Origin of the sequence: Pseudomonas massiliensis (assembly GCF_000826105.1) — a bacterium.
Lineage (GTDB): Bacteria > Pseudomonadota > Gammaproteobacteria > Pseudomonadales > Pseudomonadaceae > Aquipseudomonas > Aquipseudomonas massiliensis.
The window spans coordinates 448,481-464,152 of the sequence record NZ_CCYK01000006.1; the positions used below are offsets into that span (position 1 = coordinate 448,481).

Consider the following 15,672-nt stretch of genomic DNA (forward strand, 5'->3'; position numbering starts at 1 on the left):
GTCCCTACGTCTCGAGGAAACCCTATGAAAAGCACTTACGTGGCAAGGGTAGCGCTGGCCTTGGCTACCCTGAGCGCATCCGTTACCAGTTGGGCCGGACAGATCCCGGGCAAGCTTTCAGCACCCGATATTCCCATTACCCATCAAGACCGGGTCTACGCCGCTGAACAGTTCTCCAACACTGTGTCGGTAACGGATCCGGTCGACAATCACCTGCTGGGTATCATTCCCCTGGGCGACCCGCAGCCGGGTAACCTCAGCCCACTGTACAAGGGCGAAGTGCTGGTGCATGGCATGGGTTTCTCTCCAGACCATAAGACCTTGGCCGTGGTCTCCATCGGTACCAACTCGGTGTCTTTCATCGACACCCAGAGCAACACCGTCAAGCACAAGACCTACGTTGGCCGCGCACCCCATGAAGCTTTCTACACACCCGACGGCAAGGAAGTATGGGTTACCGTGCGAGGCGAAGACTATGTTTCGGTGATCGACACCACTACCTTTGCCGAGAAGCTCAGAATCAAGACCCCAGGCGGCCCAGGCATGCAGATCTTCTCGCCCGATGGCCAGTACGGCTACATCTGCTCTTCGTTCAATCCCGAGACCGTAGTGGTCTCGGTAGCCACCCACACGGTTGTCGGGCATGTGCCGCAGGCCAGCCCCTTCTGCCCCAACATCGCGGCGTCCCCGGACGGCAAACAGGTCTGGTTCACCCTCAAGGACGTGGGCAAGGCGCAGGTGTTCGAGGCAACTCCGCCGTTCAGGCTGCTGAAAACCCTGGACGTCGGGCCTATCGCCAACCATGTGAACCTGGTGCATAACGCCCATGGCCTGTTCGCCTACATCACCGTAGGCGGCAGCAATGAAGTGAAGGTCTACCGCACTGACACCTTCGAGCAGGTCGCCACCATCGCGGTGGGCAAGCTGCCTCACGGCATATGGCCTTCCGGTGACGGCAGCCGAGTATATGTCGGCCTGGAGAACGCCGATGCCTTCGCCGTGATCGACACGCTGACCAATGCTGTGATCGCCACTGTTCCGATCGGCCAGGCGCCCCAGGCCGTGGCCTATGTACCTCAGGCAGTGGCCGAGGGCGACGGCACCGCCAACCTGAAACCCCTTGGGATTGCCGGGCAAGCCAGCCACCTGGTCCTGAAGGCCGCTGGCGCATCGCAGCCAGCCACCAGTGTCACTCTGTTCAGCCAGGGCCTGACCCAGGTGCTTCAAGCCGCGGTGACCGGCCTGGCGCCCAAACAGCCGTATACCCTGGCGCTGGCTGATCATCCCAACGGCAGCGGTGCGCTGCTGCCGCTTGCCGGATTCGTGACCAATCCGGCGGGGTCGGCCATCGTCAATGCCGTCGGGCCGCTACGCCAGATCGTCCAGAACGAGGCCCCAGCCTTGAGGCGCTACCTGGTGATTCTCGGCGGAACGCCGGATGCCTTGGGCACCCTACAGCAGGCGCAGGCTGACTGAACCCTTTGTGGCCAGACATGGGCCTTTGGCTACCGCTCAAGCCAGGCACGGGAGAGGAATACGCTGGGCGCTTGCTTTGAATTACATTCGTAATACAATGATTCGACCCAAGCCAGTTTCAGTGCGGTTTCATGCGCCCTGGCTTCATTCCATGTGTGAGGGGTCCATCAATGGCTGAAGCTTTCTCCCAGCGTCCGGAAAAGGCCGGTCGGCCATGGCACTCGGTGTTTCGCGCCTTGACCCTGCCCAGGTCAGCGCCTGCAGGGGAGCCAGCCGCTCCAGTGTTCGAACGCGCGCGGCCTCTGGCGTGCGCTTTCGAAGGTAGCCACTTGATGACCTACCAATGGGACGCTAGCGGCCCTCAGGTACTGCTCGTCCATGGCTGGGAAAGCCAAAGCGCGCATTGGCATCGCTGGATCGATGCCTTGCTGCAGGCTGGCTACCGGGTCACCTCTATGGACCTTCCCGCCCATGGCCGTTCAGGCGGCCATTCGACCACTGTGGTCCAGGCCGGACGGGCCGTGCTCGAGCTAGGCCGTCAGCTGGGCCCGTTTCACAGCGTGATCGGCCACTCCATGGGGTCTGCCGCAAGCCTCTACGCCTTTGCCCATGGGCTACGGGCCGCCACTAGCGTCCACATCGCCGGGCCTGCGTCCCTGGTCGGAGTGATCGAGCGAGCCGCCGCGCTCGCCGGCCTCTCCGTTGAGGACCTGGCTGACCTGAAGGCCGCTTTCGAAGCCAAGGCCCAGGCCTCACTGGACAGCATGGAGCTGGATGCGCTCAGCGTAGGATTCGACCACCCTGCCCTGCTTCTGCATGATCCAGAAGACAAGGAAATCCCTATCGCCGATGCCCATGCGCTCTTGGCGCGCTGGGATACGGGGAGACTTTGCGAGGTTCATGAAGTCGGCCATCGAAGGATATTAAGAAGTGACCTGGCGATAGCGTCGGCACTAAGCTTCCTACAAGGTTCCGATTGAACGGGCTGGTACTCCAAGGTTAGGCCAGATGTGGCCAAAACACGGTGTGCACCCGCTCTTTCGCCTTCCACAATGCCTCAAGAATCCCTCGCCGCGGTCGATGGCCTGGAATACTTTTTTCCATTTGAAGCCTGCCATGGCCAACCCGACCAACAAGCCCAGGATCCAGTATCGGTTCATTCACCGCCTCGCTTCGCTATTGGTGGTGCTGGTGATCGCTGCCATCGTGGGCATGGCCGTGGTAGAGAATACCCAGGGCTATTTCGAACACCTGCATCGCGGTGAGATCAACTCGGCCAATCTGGCCCGAGCCGCTGCGCAGCACGCCGATGACGCTATCAAGGAGCTGGACGCCTTTTCCGCCGGGATGGTCGAGCGGGTGCAGCACGACGGTATCGCCGGAGCCAATAAAGAACGCCTGCGCAAGATATTCAAAAACCAGCGCGCGGTGATGCGGCAGATCCATGGTGTGTTCGTCTACGACCAGGATGGCGACTGGCTGCTTACCGACAAGGACAACTACCCGGCCAACCTGAACAATGCTGACCGAGAGTATTTTGCCTGGCACCGCCAGCATCCTGAGGACACCGGCATGCACCTGGGGCCAGCCGTACGCAGCCGCAGCACCGGCGATTGGGTGATACCGCTTTCCCGTCGGCTGAACAACCCTGACGGCAGCTTCGCGGGGGTGTTCCTGGTCACGATCTTCGTCGAGTATTTCAACGATTTTTATGCCGGCTTCCACCTGGACCACAACGGCATTTTCGTCGTCGCCTTGCGCGACGGTACCGTGCTGGCCCGCCGGCCCTTCAATGAGCAGGTCATCGGCTCCAGCCTGGCCAAGGGCGAGATCTACACCAAATACCTGCCGTACGCGCCTATCGGTACCGCTCGCATCACGTCCATCGTCGATAGCGTGGAGCGTATCAACAGTTACCGGCAACTGGAACGTTACCCGCTGGTGGTCCAGGCGGGGCTATCAGTGGAGTCCATTCTCAAACCCTGGCGGGAAGAGGTGTTCCGCGCTGCCCTTTTCGTACTGGCCATTGTATCGGTAATTCTTTTCCTGAGCTGTGCCTTGCTGCGACAGCTGCGCTTCGGCGTCAGCATCGAGCAGGAACTGAGGGAAACCCAGGCCGTGCTTGAGCGGTTGGCCATGGAAGATGCTCTGACCGGCCTACCCAACCGACGCCAGCTGGATGCGCTCCTGCACCGGGAAACCGCCAGGGCGCGGCGCCAGCGCACCGCCGTGGCGGTGTTGATGATGGACATCGATCACTTCAAGAAATATAACGACCATTACGGACATCAGGCCGGTGACCTCTGCCTCAGGGACGTCGCCCAGGCCATTGCCTCCTGCCTGAAACGGCCGGCGGACGCCGCCTTCCGCTACGGCGGCGAGGAATTCGTGGCCTTGTTGCCAGACACCGATCTCGACGGCGCTTGTCAGATGGCGGCCAATATCAGGACAGCGGTGGCAGGCTTGGCCATTGCCCATGCCGGCTCGGAAGTGGGTCGCGTGACCCTGAGCATCGGTGTGGCAGCGGTGATGCCGATTGCTGACAACGCCGGCTCCCTGCTTCTGCGCAGCGCCGACGAGGCCCTGTATCAGGCCAAGCGCGCCGGGCGTGACCAGGCTTACCCGCCATTGACGGTGGTGGCCTGAAGGCAAGCCGCCGCTTCCCAAAACCCGTGGAAAGCTGCTAAACGGTATCTATACGCACCCAGCCGCAGCCTGTACCTTCCAGCGCACCGGCTTGCCGGAACCTGGCGAGCGGCACTGTGCCAGTTTCCGTGCAAGCTCCGCTGGACTTTTCTTACGCCTGGATAACGGTAAATGAGCAGTTTCCCGCCCCTGGGGTCCGCTGAAGACAAGGCGACCGCATTGACCAACGAGGCCTTCGACAGGCTACGCCTGGCCTTGGACGCCGGAGCCATCATCGGCACCTGGATCTGGGATATCCAGGCTGACCGCGTCACCGCCGACGAACGCTTTTCCCGCTCCTTCGGCATACCGGCCGAGCTGTGCCAGGCTGGGCTGGCATTGAATCAGACGACCCGCTCCATTCATCCCGAAGACTTGCCTCGAGTGTTCCAGACCATCGAGCAGGCCCTGGATAGTCGTGGGCTGTACCGATGCGAATACCGCATCCGCGGCACCGATGGTCACTACCGCTGGATCGAGGCGTCCGGCCGGGTGGAGACGGACGACAACGGTACCCCGGTCCGCTTTCCGGGCATCCTGCTGGACATCGACGCCAGGCGAGCCGCTGAAACGGAACGCGACCGGGCCAACGCGCTGTTGCGTATGTTCACCGAGGCCGTTCCTGGCGTGGTCTACGCCAAGGACCGTCAAGGTCGCATGCTGGTGGCCAATCGCGGCACCACGGCGCTGATCGGCAAACCGCCGGAAGAATACCTGGGCAAAACCGACAAGGAGTTTCTGCAGAACGCGGAGCAGGCCCGGATCATCACCGAGACGGACCAGCGCATCATGAACGCCGGGGTGGGCGAAACCATCGAGGAACAGGTCAGTCTGCCTGATGGCACGGTCAGCGTCTGGTTGTCGACCAAGGCCCCGCTGTTCGACGATGCCGGCCAGGTGATCGGCCTGATCGGCTCCTCGATCGACGTGACGGACCGCAAGAACGCTGAAGCGGCGGTGCTGGAACTCAATACCACCCTGGAACAGCGGGTACGTGAGGTGATCCAGGAACGGGAGCAGGCCCAGGAAGCCTTGCGGCAATCCCAGAAAATGGAAGCAGTGGGCCAGCTCACGGGCGGCATCGCCCACGATTTCAACAACCTGTTGGGAGGCATTTCCGGCTGCCTGGAAATGATGCGCGCCCGGATGGAGCAAGGCCGCTTCGACGAACTGGAGCGCTACCTTACCGTGGCCCTGGGCGCGGTGCAGCGCGGTACCTCTCTCACCCATCGGCTGCTGGCCTTTTCCCGGCGGCAGGTATTGGCCCCCAAGCCTACGGACGTCAATGCCCTCATCATCGAGATGGAGGAACTGGTGCGCCGCGCCGTCGGCCCCAGTGTAGAACTGCAAACCCGCAATGCTTCAGGGCTATGGCCGGCCTTGATCGACCCCGGCCAGCTGGAGAACGCGCTGCTGAACCTGTGCATCAATGCCCGGGATGCAATGCCCAATGGCGGGCGGATTACGCTGGAAGCAGCCAACGAGACGGTGGACGAGGGCCAGGCCAGGCAACTGGACCTGCCTGCGGCCGAGTATCTACGTATCAGCGTGAAGGACACCGGGGTGGGCATGAGCGCTGAACTGCTGCAGAAGGTATTCGAACCCTTCTTTACCACCAAGCCCTTGGGGGAAGGCACAGGCCTGGGATTGTCCATGGTGTATGGCTTCGCCCGGCAGTCCGGAGGTCAGGTCCAGATCGCCTCCGAAGTGGGACGCGGAACCCGAGTCTCCCTTTATCTGCCGCGCTACGAAGGTCAGCTTCCTCCCGCCGAGGCCGTGACCGCGGCACTGTGCCCACTGCTGGCCAGCCGCAAGGACGTGACCGTGCTGATCGTGGAAGACGACGCCGCGGCCCGCATGCTCCTGACCGAAGTTGTCCAAGACCTGGGATACGCGGTCATCGAGGCCAGCGATAGCGTGGCCGGTACCCGCATCCTGGAGTCGGACGTGCCTATCGACCTGCTGATCACCGACATCGGCTTGCCTGGAGGCTGCAACGGACTGGATATGGTTTCGCGGTGCCAGGACCAACGCAAGGGCCTGAAGGTACTGTTCATCACCGGCTATACAGACCAGGCCAGTACCTTGCCCGAGCGGCTCGGGCGCAACGCCCGGATCCTCACCAAGCCCTTCGCGCTGGACGCCATGAGGCAGTGCCTACGTGACTTCCTCGAGGCTTGAGCGCGGAAAAGAGCAGCGCATCGGGTAAGCCTGTCTGGGTGATTGCGGCAGTGATATGACTCTGCCACAATCGCGAATAATTCTCGTTATTCGCCCTCTCGGGGTATTCCCTTGCCTTCTGTCCACAGCCCAAACGGCGAGCTCGTTGGAGCGCTGTACCGTGATCATCGCGCATGGCTATTGACCTGGTTGCGGCGTAATATTGCCTGCCACCACCGGGCCGAAGACCTGAGCCAGGATACCTTCGTACGGTTGCTCGGCCGTGAACGCCTGGCCCCACCGCGCGAGCCTCGGGCATTTCTGCTGACGGTGGCCAAAGGCTTGTTGTTCGATCATTTCCGCCGGGCGGCCCTGGAACGGGCCTACCTGGACGCATTGAAGGACATGCCTGAAAGCGAACAGCCATCGCCGGAACAGCGGCAGTTGATACTCGAGGAGCTGCAATTGATCGACCGCCTGCTAGGCAAGCTTTCCGCCAAGGCGCGCGCCGCCTTCCTGCACAGCCGCCTCGATGGCCTGGGCCACGCCGAAATCGCCGAGCGCCTGGGTGTCTCGGTGCCGCGGGTGCGCCAGTACCTGGCCCAAGGCATGCGTCAATGCTACGTGGCCCTTTATGGTGAGCCTGCTTGAACCCTTCGGTTTCCTCCCGGGCGCTGGACGATGCCATTGCCTGGCAGCTTACCCTCGAAGACAAGGGCAACGAGCAGGCGCGGCGTGAATTCGAACGCTGGCTGGCTGCAGATGAAGAACATGCGCGGGCTTGGCATCGCCTCAACCTCATCGACTTGCGGATCAATGCCACATCGGTACCGGCGCGCGCGGCGCTGCGCACGCCGCGAGACGGGCTGCGCCGCCAGCTGCGCACCTTGGGCCGGGGCCTGGCGGGCGTGGCCATGGCCATTGGCCTGGCCGTGGTTGGCCGGCAAGTGTTGCCGGTGGACTATTGGCTGGCCGACGAACGCACCCAGACCGGTGAACAGCGCCTGGTTCAGCTGGCGGACGGTACCCGTATCAACCTCAATACCCACAGCGCCATCGACATCCGCTTCGACACCCGGCAGCGGTTGATCCTGTTGCGCGAGGGGGAAATCCTCGTGGACACTGGGCACCGCCCCGGCGAGTCGCGTCCCTTCATCGTGCAAACCCGCGACGGTACGCTACGCCCGCTGGGTACCCGCTTCATGGTGCGAAGCCTTACACAGGGAACCTTGCTGGGCGTGCTACAGGCGTCGGTGGCGGCCAAGCCCCGGCAAGCCTTGGATGAGCGCGTCGTGTCACACGGCCAACAGCTGCTGATGAACAGCGAAGGCATCACCAGCGTCAGCGCCCTTCCTCCCAGCGCCGATGCCTGGACCCACGGCATGCTGGTGGCTGACAACACCCGCCTCGCCGATCTGGTCAACGAACTTGATCGCTACCGCCCCGGTTACCTGAGCGTGACCCCAGAGGTCGCCAACCTGCGCATCACCGGCAGTTTCCCGCTCACCGACACGGACCGGGCATTGCGCGCGATGCTGCCTATCCTGCCGATCACCCTCACGCAGCACAGCCCCTGGTGGACGCGGATCGGGCCTCGGGAGGGCTGATGCCCGGTCAAGCGTAAAAAAATATTTCACAAGCCCTATCACTTTTTCGCACTCATGCGGCTTTCAGGCAACCACGCCTCGTTTCCTCCCGGAGAGCCCGCATGTTCCGCCCCTTCAACGCCCTGCTTCGCCCCAGCCTGGTGGCTGTCGCCATCGCCATGGCCCTCGCGCCAACCGTCAACCCGGCGGTTGCCGCCGACCAGGCCAGCGCCTTGCGCGCTTATCAGGTGCCTGCCTCTCCGCTGGCCGCCGCGCTCAACCAGATCCCCAGCCAGGCGGGCCTTACTCTGGCGGTAAGCCCGTCACTGGTGGCTGGCAAGACGTCTGCCCCCGTGAACGGCCAATACAGCGGCACCGGCGCCCTCGACGCCGCGCTTAGCGGCACCGGGCTGCAACTCCAGCAGAGCGGCAGTGGCACCTATACCTTGGCTCAGGTCCCCGAAGGTACCCTGGCGCTGCCAGCCATCGAGGTCAACTCCAGGGCAGACAGTGAAAGCGCCTGGGGCGCGGTGTCCGGCTACCGAGCCAACCGCACGGCGGCCGGGACCAAGACCGACACCGCCCTGGCAGAAGTACCGCGCTCGATCTCCGTGGCCACCCGCGCACAGATGGCAGACCGCGCCGTGCAGAACCTGGACGATGCCCTGCGCTACATGCCGGGCGTGATCGCCAGCAGCTATGGCAGCGATTCTCGGGCTGACTGGCTGAAAGTCCGTGGCTTCGAACCGACACAGTTCCTCGACGGCCTGCCCCTCCCCAAGGGGGCCTATGTGATGCCCAAGGCCGAGACCTGGGACCTGGAGCGCGTCGCATTGCTGCGCGGCCCGGCCTCCTCCGTGTATGGGCAAACCCCTCCCGGCGGATTGCTAGACATGGTAAGCCGGCGACCTGAGGAAAGCCCCAGCCATGAAGTGCAAGTGCAGGTGGGAAGCTACGAGCGCAAGCAGGTCAGCTTCGACAGTACCGGCCCGCTCGACGAGCAAGGGACTTTCCTTTACCGGGTCAGCGGCGTGGTGCGTGATGCCAATACCTCGGTAGACCACATCGAAGACAAGCGCTATAACCTGGCGCCCAGCCTGACCTGGAACATCGAGCCGGACACCCGGCTGACCTTCCTCAGCCAGTTCACCCGGGACGATACCGGCATCACCAGCCAATTCCTTCCGCTGCAGGGCACCAAGCTGGCCAGTGCGGCGGGCTCGGTCAAGTACCACGAAAACCTCGGGGACCCGGACTGGGAGTTCTACGACAAGACCTATTACGCCCTGGGCTATGCCTTCGAACACCGTTTCAACGATACCTGGCAGTTCCGCCAGAACCTGCGCTACACCAAGAGCGACCTGTCGTTCCAGAGCATTACTGCCGGTGGTTATTACGGCGCGGTGCAGGACGACGGCACCGTGGCCCGAGGCGCCAACGTGGTCAACGAGGACATCAGCCAATTCGCCGTGGACAACAACCTGCAAGGCGACTTCAGCACGGGGAACCTGGACCATACCCTGCTGTTGGGCCTGGACTATCAGCATATCAACCATAATTACCAGTGGCTGTATGGCAATGCGCCTACCAGCAATATCATCCGCCCGGTCTACGGGCAGGACTTCAGCAATGTGGTTTACACCGCCTACAACGACTACAACCAGAAAACCGATGACGTGGGCGTGTACCTGCAGGACCAGATCGCCCTGGACAACTGGCGTCTGACCCTGGGCGGACGAGAGGACTTCTCCCGGGTCGATTCGGTGTTCTATAACGCTGGCAATGCCAAAGACACCCGCCGGGACAACGCCTTCACCGGCAACGCAGCCTTGAGCTATGTGTTCGACAACGGCATCACGCCTTACCTCTCCTATGCCGAGTCTTTCCAGCCTGAAGCCGGCGGCGCGGCTGGCGCGGCCTACAAGCCCAGCACCGGCAAGCAATACGAAGCCGGGGTGAAGTACCAGCCGCCTGGCAGCGACATGCTGTTCACCGCGGCGGCCTACGACCTGACCCGGGAAAACATCGTGGTCACCAGCAACAACGGCATCAGCGCACCCGTGGGGGAAGTCAAGGTGCGTGGCTTCGAGCTGGAAGCCACTGGCAATGTGAACGAAAACCTCAAGCTGACGGCCTCCTACACCTACGCCAACAGCAAGATGACCAAGACCACCAACACCCTGGACAAGAACCGCCCATTGCCGCTGACTCCGGAAAACCAGGCGTCGGCCTGGGCTGACTACACCTGGCACCAGGGCTTGCTGGATGGCTTCGGCCTGGGCTTCGGCGTGCGCTACGTAGGCGCCACGGACAACGTGGCCATTGGCAGCCTGGCTTATGTCCGGGATGAATCCGACGGCCATACCAGCGACTACACCCTCTACGATGCCGCCGTGCACTATGACCTGGGCAAGCTCAACGCCAGCCTCAAGGGCGCCAGCGTCTCGGTCAACGCCAACAACCTGTTCGACAAGGAATACCTCTCCACCTGCGACGGGTTCTACTGCTACTACGGCGACCGTCGTAACGTGCTGGCGAGTGTCAATTACAAGTGGTGAGGACTTCCGCGCCGCTTCAATAGCGGCCAGATGAAACGCCAATGCCGCCAGAATAATTCTGGCGGCATTTGGTTTTAAGCGCTGGCAGCCTGGCCTTTAGGCCGACTGCCATTCAGCTGGCTTGCACTAGAGAGAGTTCTGTCCTGCAGAGGAAGCCACGCTAGGAAAAATCCAGGTTCGCAGCCCACGCCTTTACATCAATTCAAAGGCACCAGGCGCTCACGCTGGGCGTCGCTCAGGTTGTCGATAGTAACGATTTTCAAATCGCCAGCTTGCGCTGAAGCTACGGGTGCGCCCATGTCAGCTGACGCATATTCGGGAAGCTTGAACATCGCGCCGGTGGCAGGATCTACGATCAGCATGCCGATCAAGCCGCCGAACAGGATATTGCCCCAATACCAGCCGCTGAGGCTGGAATCCAGCGTAACGGTTTTATCCGCATACCCTGGTTTCTTGAACCGGAGCGTGTAGGTTTGACCGGAGAAATATCCCTTGCCGGATTTCAATGTCACGGTGCTTGGTGTGTTTCCGGAATGGACCACTTGCCCGTTCTTATCTGTTACCTCGAATGCAGCTCCAGGAGGCGCGCTGGTTACGGTGACGGGATACTTCGATTCTCCCAAGATACTGGCGCAACCGCTCAGCCCCAAAGTCGCTACCAAGGCTGCTACTGCCCCGAACTTCCCAACGTTCATTCTGCTACCGCTCCATATCGCCATCATTGGCTCGGCCGTCTATCGGCCGGATCCCATTGTAGCCGAATAGTGGCACTTCGGCATTACCATTGTTAGGGGTATTGCTCGGAAAGCTTGGTCGACGCCAACAACCTGTTCGACAAGGAATACCTCTCCACCTGCGATGGGTTCTACTGCTACTACGGCGACCGCCGTAACGTGCTGGCGAGTGTCAATTACAAGTGGTGAGGGCTTCGGCACCGCTGCGATTGTAGGAGCCGGGCGCAGCCGCAGCTCGCGAAGGCGTTCGACGGCATACCGGCACCAGCTCATTCGGAGGTTTCGCCGCATCCACAGGGCTGGCGACCTTCTGCAGAAGGCGGGCTAGGCTAAGCCACCGATCGTTCAATTTGAGAACTCTCCCAACCCCTCTGTAGAATCCGCCCTTTTTCCGGCCCGGGGCCTTTCCCATGCAACCAGCACATTCCCCTTCCAAGCCTGCCTCGCCTGGCGAGCTGATCTATGGTCTCGAGGATCGGCCACGGCCCATGGTGGCAATCCTTGCCGCGCTCCAGCATCTGTTGGCGATCATCGTGCCCATCGTCACTCCGGCGCTGCTGATCTGCCAGGCGCTAGGGGTATCACCTAGAGATACCAACCTGATCGTGTCCCTGAGCCTGATCGTGTCGGGTATCGCCACCTACGTTCAGTGCCGCCGCTTCGGCCCATTGGGAGCCGGGTTGCTGATTGTCCAGGGCACCAGCTTCAACTTCGTCGGCCCGCTGATCGCCGGCGGCGCGGTCATGGTCAAGCAAGGCACGCCGGTAGAAGCCGTGATGGCGGCGATCTTCGGCGTAGTGATCGCCGGTTCCTTCGTGGAGATCGGCATCTCGCGCATCCTGCCTTTCGTGAAGAAGCTCATTACCCCGCTGGTCACAGGCATCGTGGTGCTGATGATCGGCCTGACCCTGATCAAGGTCGGCCTGGTGAGCATGGGTGGTGGCTTCGGCGCCATGGCCAACGGCACCTTCGCCAACGGCGAAAACCTGCTGCTTTCCGGCGTGGTGCTGGCGGTGATCGTGGTGCTCAACCGCATCCCGCTGGTGTGGATGCGCAGCTGCGCCATCGTCATCGCCTTGCTGGTGGGTTATGCCCTGGCTGGCTACCTTGGCCGGCTGGACTTCACCGGCATGCACCAGGCCCCACTGTTCCAGGTACCGACCCCCTTGCACTTCGGCCTGGGCTTCTCCTGGAGCCTGTTCATCCCCATGCTGGTGATCTACCTGGTGACCTCCCTTGAAGCCATCGGTGACGTGACCGCCACCAGCAAAGTATCGCAGCAGCCAGTGGAAGGCCCGCTGTGGATGCAGCGCATCAAGGGCGGCGTACTGGTCAACGGCGTGAACTCGCTGCTGGCCGGGGTGTTCAACACCTTCCCAAGCTCGATCTTTGCCCAGAACAACGGCGTGATCCAGCTCACCGGCATCGCCAGCCGCCGCATCGGTGGCTGGATCGCGCTCATGCTGATCGTGCTCGGCCTGTTCCCGACCGTGGCCGGGGTGATCCAGGCTGTGCCGGAACCTGTGCTAGGCGGTGCTGCCATGGTGATGTTCGGCGCGGTTGCCGCCAGCGGCATCAACATTCTGGCAGGCATCGACCTGGACCGACGCGCCCTGCTGATCATCGCCGTCTCCCTGGCGCTGGGCCTGGGCGTGGCCCAGGTGCCCGAGTTCCTCGCCCACATGCCTGCGGCCCTGCGCAGCGTGCTGGAGTCCGGGGTTGCCACCGGTGGTATCTGCGCGTTGCTGCTGAACTGGTTCCTGCCTCATCGAGAGTGATAGGGCCTGGTCAGCGACCTGGGGTTGGCAAGCAGGCCAGCCCCACTCTACGGTCGGGCGGTAGCGTGAACCGTCAAGACCTATCGTCCGAATCACGCCAAGCGGGCTGGCTACCTGTGTAGCTTTTGTTTCACTTACCCCATGCTCAGGCCACTTCGGTTCCACACCATGCCCATCTCGCCGCGGCCTTCCGGCCAACCCGGCAAACAAGCGCTGCGACCGCTTTGTGCCGCGCTTTTCACCCTCCTCGCCCGGCTGAGTCATGCAGAGCCATTGAATATGGTCGAGCTTTACCTGGCTCCCGCGCCTCCCTTGAGCACCCTGGATTCTACAGGCGTCGGTGGGATCGTCGGTGAGGTAACGGTGCAGGCCGCCGCCCTGGCGGGCTACAGCCTACGCCCCGTTTCATTGCCCTGGCCCCGCTCGCAACGCATCGTACCCACGGGGGAAAATCTGCTGATCATACCCTTGTCTCGTACACCGGACCGGGAAGAGCGTTACACCTGGATAGCGCCTGTGATCAGGATGGATCGCGCCTTTTTCACCCTCGGCAAAGGGGTCGAGACCTTTGCCCAGGCACGCGAAACCTATCGGCGGATCGCCGTCGGCATGGGTAGCGCCCAGGAGCAGAAACTTCGTGATGAAGGCTTCAGCGACAGCCAGATCTACTCCCTCAAGATTGGGGAAAACCCTGCAAGAATGCTGCTCCTGGGCAGAGTGGACGCCTGGTTCAACGGTATCGCCGAAACCCGATACATCTGGAAAGAGGTGTCGGATCGACCGCTCACCATGAGCCCCGTGATCATGAGTTCGGATCTGTACCTGGCCTGTTCCAGACGCTGCGATCCGCAGATGGTCTTGAAACTCAAGGAGGCAGTGGAGCGTCTTCGTGCTGACGGTAGCCTGAGGCTGATTGTGGAGCGTTATTTAAAGGGGCTGCCAAGCCATGAAATGCCCCCCTGACCCTGACTTCAGGCGCAGGCAGCTCCGCCACTAGCCGGGCATCTCCATTTGTAGCCATCCTTCGTTACGAACGGGGCCAGGTGAAACGCTCGATCATCCTGCTCCTGAGTGCCAGGTGGTCCTTAACCTCTGGCTTGTCGTCTCGAATGTTCATTCACTGCGCCAGCACGTCAGGTCGATTTGGGAAACAGCTCGGGCGCCCACAGACTCGGGTCCACTTCCTTGAATTGCGCCCGCACGAAATGCGGCTTGAGCTTGAAAGGCACCGTGCAATCGAAGATGGTCTTGGTCGTTGTACCCTTGGCATTGACGCGCGGGTCGTATTCGGGGGTTTGCGAAGGGTCGAGCACGTGCCCGGCCAACCCTGGGATGAAGACGGTATCCAGGTCTCCGCTGTAGCGGGTCTGCATCGCCCAAAGCACATCATCGCTATCGAACAGGTCCACGTCCTCGTCCACGAGAATCACATTCTTGAGTTCCCGGTACACCCCTAGGGCAATCACCGCGGCTTGCCTGGCCATGCCATCGTCACCGGCATTACGCTTGGCCACCTGCACAATAGCCAGGAACTTGCCGCCGCCGGCGCTGTGCGCATAGACGTTCTTCACCAGGCCGGGCAAGGCATCCTCGCATTCCAGGTGAATGCTGGCTTCGGTCGGGATGCCAGCGAGGCTGACATGCTCTTCGCCTGGGCCGACCAATGTCTGCAGAATTGGCCGCGTGCGTGTGGTCACTGCCTTGACCCGGATCACTGGCAGGGCCGGGTTGGCCTCGCCGGTATAGCCTGGGAACTCCGGCATCGCTTTACCGGTACGGGTGTTCTGGTCCTCGGCTACGCGCACGTTTGGCAGAATCTCTCCCTCGATCACGATTTCGGCCCGGGCAATGGCGTACTGCGGTACGCTCAGACATTCCACCAGCTCTACCGGGCGCCCACGTAGGCCGCCGGCCACGCACAGCTCGTTGAAGCCAAACGCAGTGGTGGGTGCTTCAAAGGTAGCGCCTATGGGAATGGCCGGGTCCAGGCCCATGTTGATCGATACCGGCAAAGGATTTCCCGCGGCTTCCGCTTTCTGGCGAAATGCATCGATATGGCGCCCGGGCGCAAAGAAGATCGATAGCTCGTTCCTGCTCTGCACGCAGAGCCGGTGAATGGTCACATCCACATTGTGGCGATCATCCGGGTCGCTGCCCAACACCAGCCCCAGGCAGAAGTAGGGCCCGGCATCTTCAGCCGTGTTGGTAGGGGCCGGCAGCAGCGTTCTGAGGTCGAACCCGGGATCATCGGCGTGGTGCACTATTTCCTGGCAGGGCGCCTGGTCCGCGCTGACCACAACGGGCGGCACCACGTTCCTGCGTGCCTGGGCCATCTGCACGCCCAACTCCCGCACCGGTGCGCCCAGCAGCGCGCTGACCCGCTCACGACTCGCCATCAACCCGACAAGTACGCGGGCGTCGGGAAATCCCTTGATGCGGTTGAACGTCATGGCCGGCCCAGTGCGCGTCGGCCGCATTACAGTGCCACCCGCCCCTATGTAGCGATACACGCCAGCCAGCTCATCCTTGGGGTCGGTTTCGCGGTCGGTCTCGATGTACTGTCCCGGCAGCGTCTTGAGCAACTCGATGGCTGAACGCAGGTCGTTCACGGCTGGCACCTTCCACCCCTGGGGATGGGGCTGGCCGGGCTCTATGACCTGGTATGAGGAAGGTCGTTTCTGGGGCATGCTCAGCC

11 protein-coding genes and 1 pseudogene are annotated in these 15,672 nt (G+C 62.1%); 10 read left to right on the forward strand and 2 right to left on the reverse strand.

The window, feature by feature from the left end; genetic code table 11:
• Window positions 1–24: 24 nt before the first annotated feature.
• The 7 genes from BN1188_RS08100 to BN1188_RS08130 all read left to right on the forward strand — a co-directional run bounded on the left by BN1188_RS08100 (window position 25) and on the right by BN1188_RS08130 (window position 10,465).
• Window positions 25–1,476 carry a YncE family protein gene (locus BN1188_RS08100; protein WP_040260902.1) on the forward strand — a complete coding sequence of 484 codons (1,452 nt, stop codon included), beginning with the start codon at window positions 25–27 and terminating at the stop codon, window positions 1,474–1,476.
• Window positions 1,477–1,646: 170 nt separating this feature from the next.
• Window positions 1,647–2,456, forward strand: coding sequence for an alpha/beta fold hydrolase (locus BN1188_RS08105; RefSeq protein ID WP_157395810.1), 810 nt, complete (start codon window positions 1,647–1,649; stop codon window positions 2,454–2,456).
• A gap of 136 nt (window positions 2,457–2,592) precedes the next feature.
• Complete coding sequence (locus tag BN1188_RS08110; RefSeq protein ID WP_040261421.1) at window positions 2,593–4,122, forward strand: sensor domain-containing diguanylate cyclase; 1,530 nt, start codon at window positions 2,593–2,595, stop codon at window positions 4,120–4,122.
• A 171-nt stretch (window positions 4,123–4,293) separates the two neighbouring features.
• Window positions 4,294–6,342: a hybrid sensor histidine kinase/response regulator gene (locus BN1188_RS08115; RefSeq protein WP_040260904.1), complete on the forward strand. Its 2,049-nt coding sequence runs from the start codon at window positions 4,294–4,296 to the stop codon at window positions 6,340–6,342.
• 111 nt (window positions 6,343–6,453) lie between these two features.
• On the forward strand, window positions 6,454–6,972 hold the full coding sequence (locus BN1188_RS08120) for an RNA polymerase sigma factor (protein WP_040260905.1): 519 nt from the start codon (window positions 6,454–6,456) through the stop codon (window positions 6,970–6,972).
• Window positions 6,969–7,928 (forward strand): FecR domain-containing protein, encoded by a 960-nt coding sequence (locus BN1188_RS08125; RefSeq protein ID WP_040260906.1) that lies wholly within the window; start codon window positions 6,969–6,971, stop codon window positions 7,926–7,928. Before BN1188_RS08120 ends, BN1188_RS08125 begins: the two co-directional genes overlap by 4 nt.
• Before the next feature lie 101 nt (window positions 7,929–8,029).
• Window positions 8,030–10,465: a TonB-dependent siderophore receptor gene (locus BN1188_RS08130; RefSeq protein ID WP_040260908.1), complete on the forward strand. Its 2,436-nt coding sequence runs from the start codon at window positions 8,030–8,032 to the stop codon at window positions 10,463–10,465.
• Between the two features lie 197 nt (window positions 10,466–10,662).
• Here BN1188_RS08130 and BN1188_RS08135 read toward each other — a convergent pair whose 3' ends face one another.
• Window positions 10,663–11,160: a peptidase associated/transthyretin-like domain-containing protein gene (locus BN1188_RS08135; protein WP_040260909.1), complete on the reverse strand. Its 498-nt coding sequence runs from the start codon at window positions 11,158–11,160 to the stop codon at window positions 10,663–10,665.
• A gap of 117 nt (window positions 11,161–11,277) precedes the next feature.
• On the opposite strand from BN1188_RS08135, the pseudogene BN1188_RS22280 reads away from it, so the two are divergent.
• The 3 genes and pseudogenes from BN1188_RS22280 to BN1188_RS08145 all read left to right on the forward strand — a co-directional run.
• Window positions 11,278–11,388 (forward strand): annotated as a pseudogene (locus BN1188_RS22280) (hypothetical protein); the annotation flags it as partial.
• A gap of 221 nt (window positions 11,389–11,609) precedes the next feature.
• On the forward strand, window positions 11,610–12,977 hold the full coding sequence (locus BN1188_RS08140) for a uracil-xanthine permease family protein (protein WP_040260911.1): 1,368 nt from the start codon (window positions 11,610–11,612) through the stop codon (window positions 12,975–12,977).
• A 168-nt stretch (window positions 12,978–13,145) separates the two neighbouring features.
• The gene (locus BN1188_RS08145) at window positions 13,146–13,940 is read left to right on the forward strand and encodes a substrate-binding periplasmic protein (protein WP_040260912.1); all 795 of its coding nucleotides are present in this window, start codon (window positions 13,146–13,148) and stop codon (window positions 13,938–13,940) included.
• Between the two features lie 170 nt (window positions 13,941–14,110).
• On the opposite strand, the gene BN1188_RS08150 is transcribed toward BN1188_RS08145, so the two are convergent.
• Window positions 14,111–15,664, reverse strand: coding sequence for a UbiD family decarboxylase (locus BN1188_RS08150; RefSeq protein WP_084596179.1), 1,554 nt, complete (start codon window positions 15,662–15,664; stop codon window positions 14,111–14,113).
• Window positions 15,665–15,672 lie beyond the last annotated feature (8 nt).

Coding starts and splice junctions, on each gene's coding strand:
- BN1188_RS08100 (WP_040260902.1), top strand. CDS start 25: ATGAAAAGCACTTACGTGGCAAGGGTAGCGCTGGCCTTGGCTACCCTG.
- BN1188_RS08105 (WP_157395810.1), top strand. CDS start 1,647: ATGGCTGAAGCTTTCTCCCAGCGTCCGGAAAAGGCCGGTCGGCCATGG.
- BN1188_RS08110 (WP_040261421.1), top strand. CDS start 2,593: ATGGCCAACCCGACCAACAAGCCCAGGATCCAGTATCGGTTCATTCAC.
- BN1188_RS08115 (WP_040260904.1), top strand. CDS start 4,294: ATGAGCAGTTTCCCGCCCCTGGGGTCCGCTGAAGACAAGGCGACCGCA.
- BN1188_RS08130 (WP_040260908.1), top strand. CDS start 8,030: ATGTTCCGCCCCTTCAACGCCCTGCTTCGCCCCAGCCTGGTGGCTGTC.
- BN1188_RS08135 (WP_040260909.1), bottom strand. CDS start 11,160: ATGAACGTTGGGAAGTTCGGGGCAGTAGCAGCCTTGGTAGCGACTTTG.
- BN1188_RS08140 (WP_040260911.1), top strand. CDS start 11,610: ATGCAACCAGCACATTCCCCTTCCAAGCCTGCCTCGCCTGGCGAGCTG.
- BN1188_RS08145 (WP_040260912.1), top strand. CDS start 13,146: ATGCCCATCTCGCCGCGGCCTTCCGGCCAACCCGGCAAACAAGCGCTG.
- BN1188_RS08150 (WP_084596179.1), bottom strand. CDS start 15,664: ATGCCCCAGAAACGACCTTCCTCATACCAGGTCATAGAGCCCGGCCAG.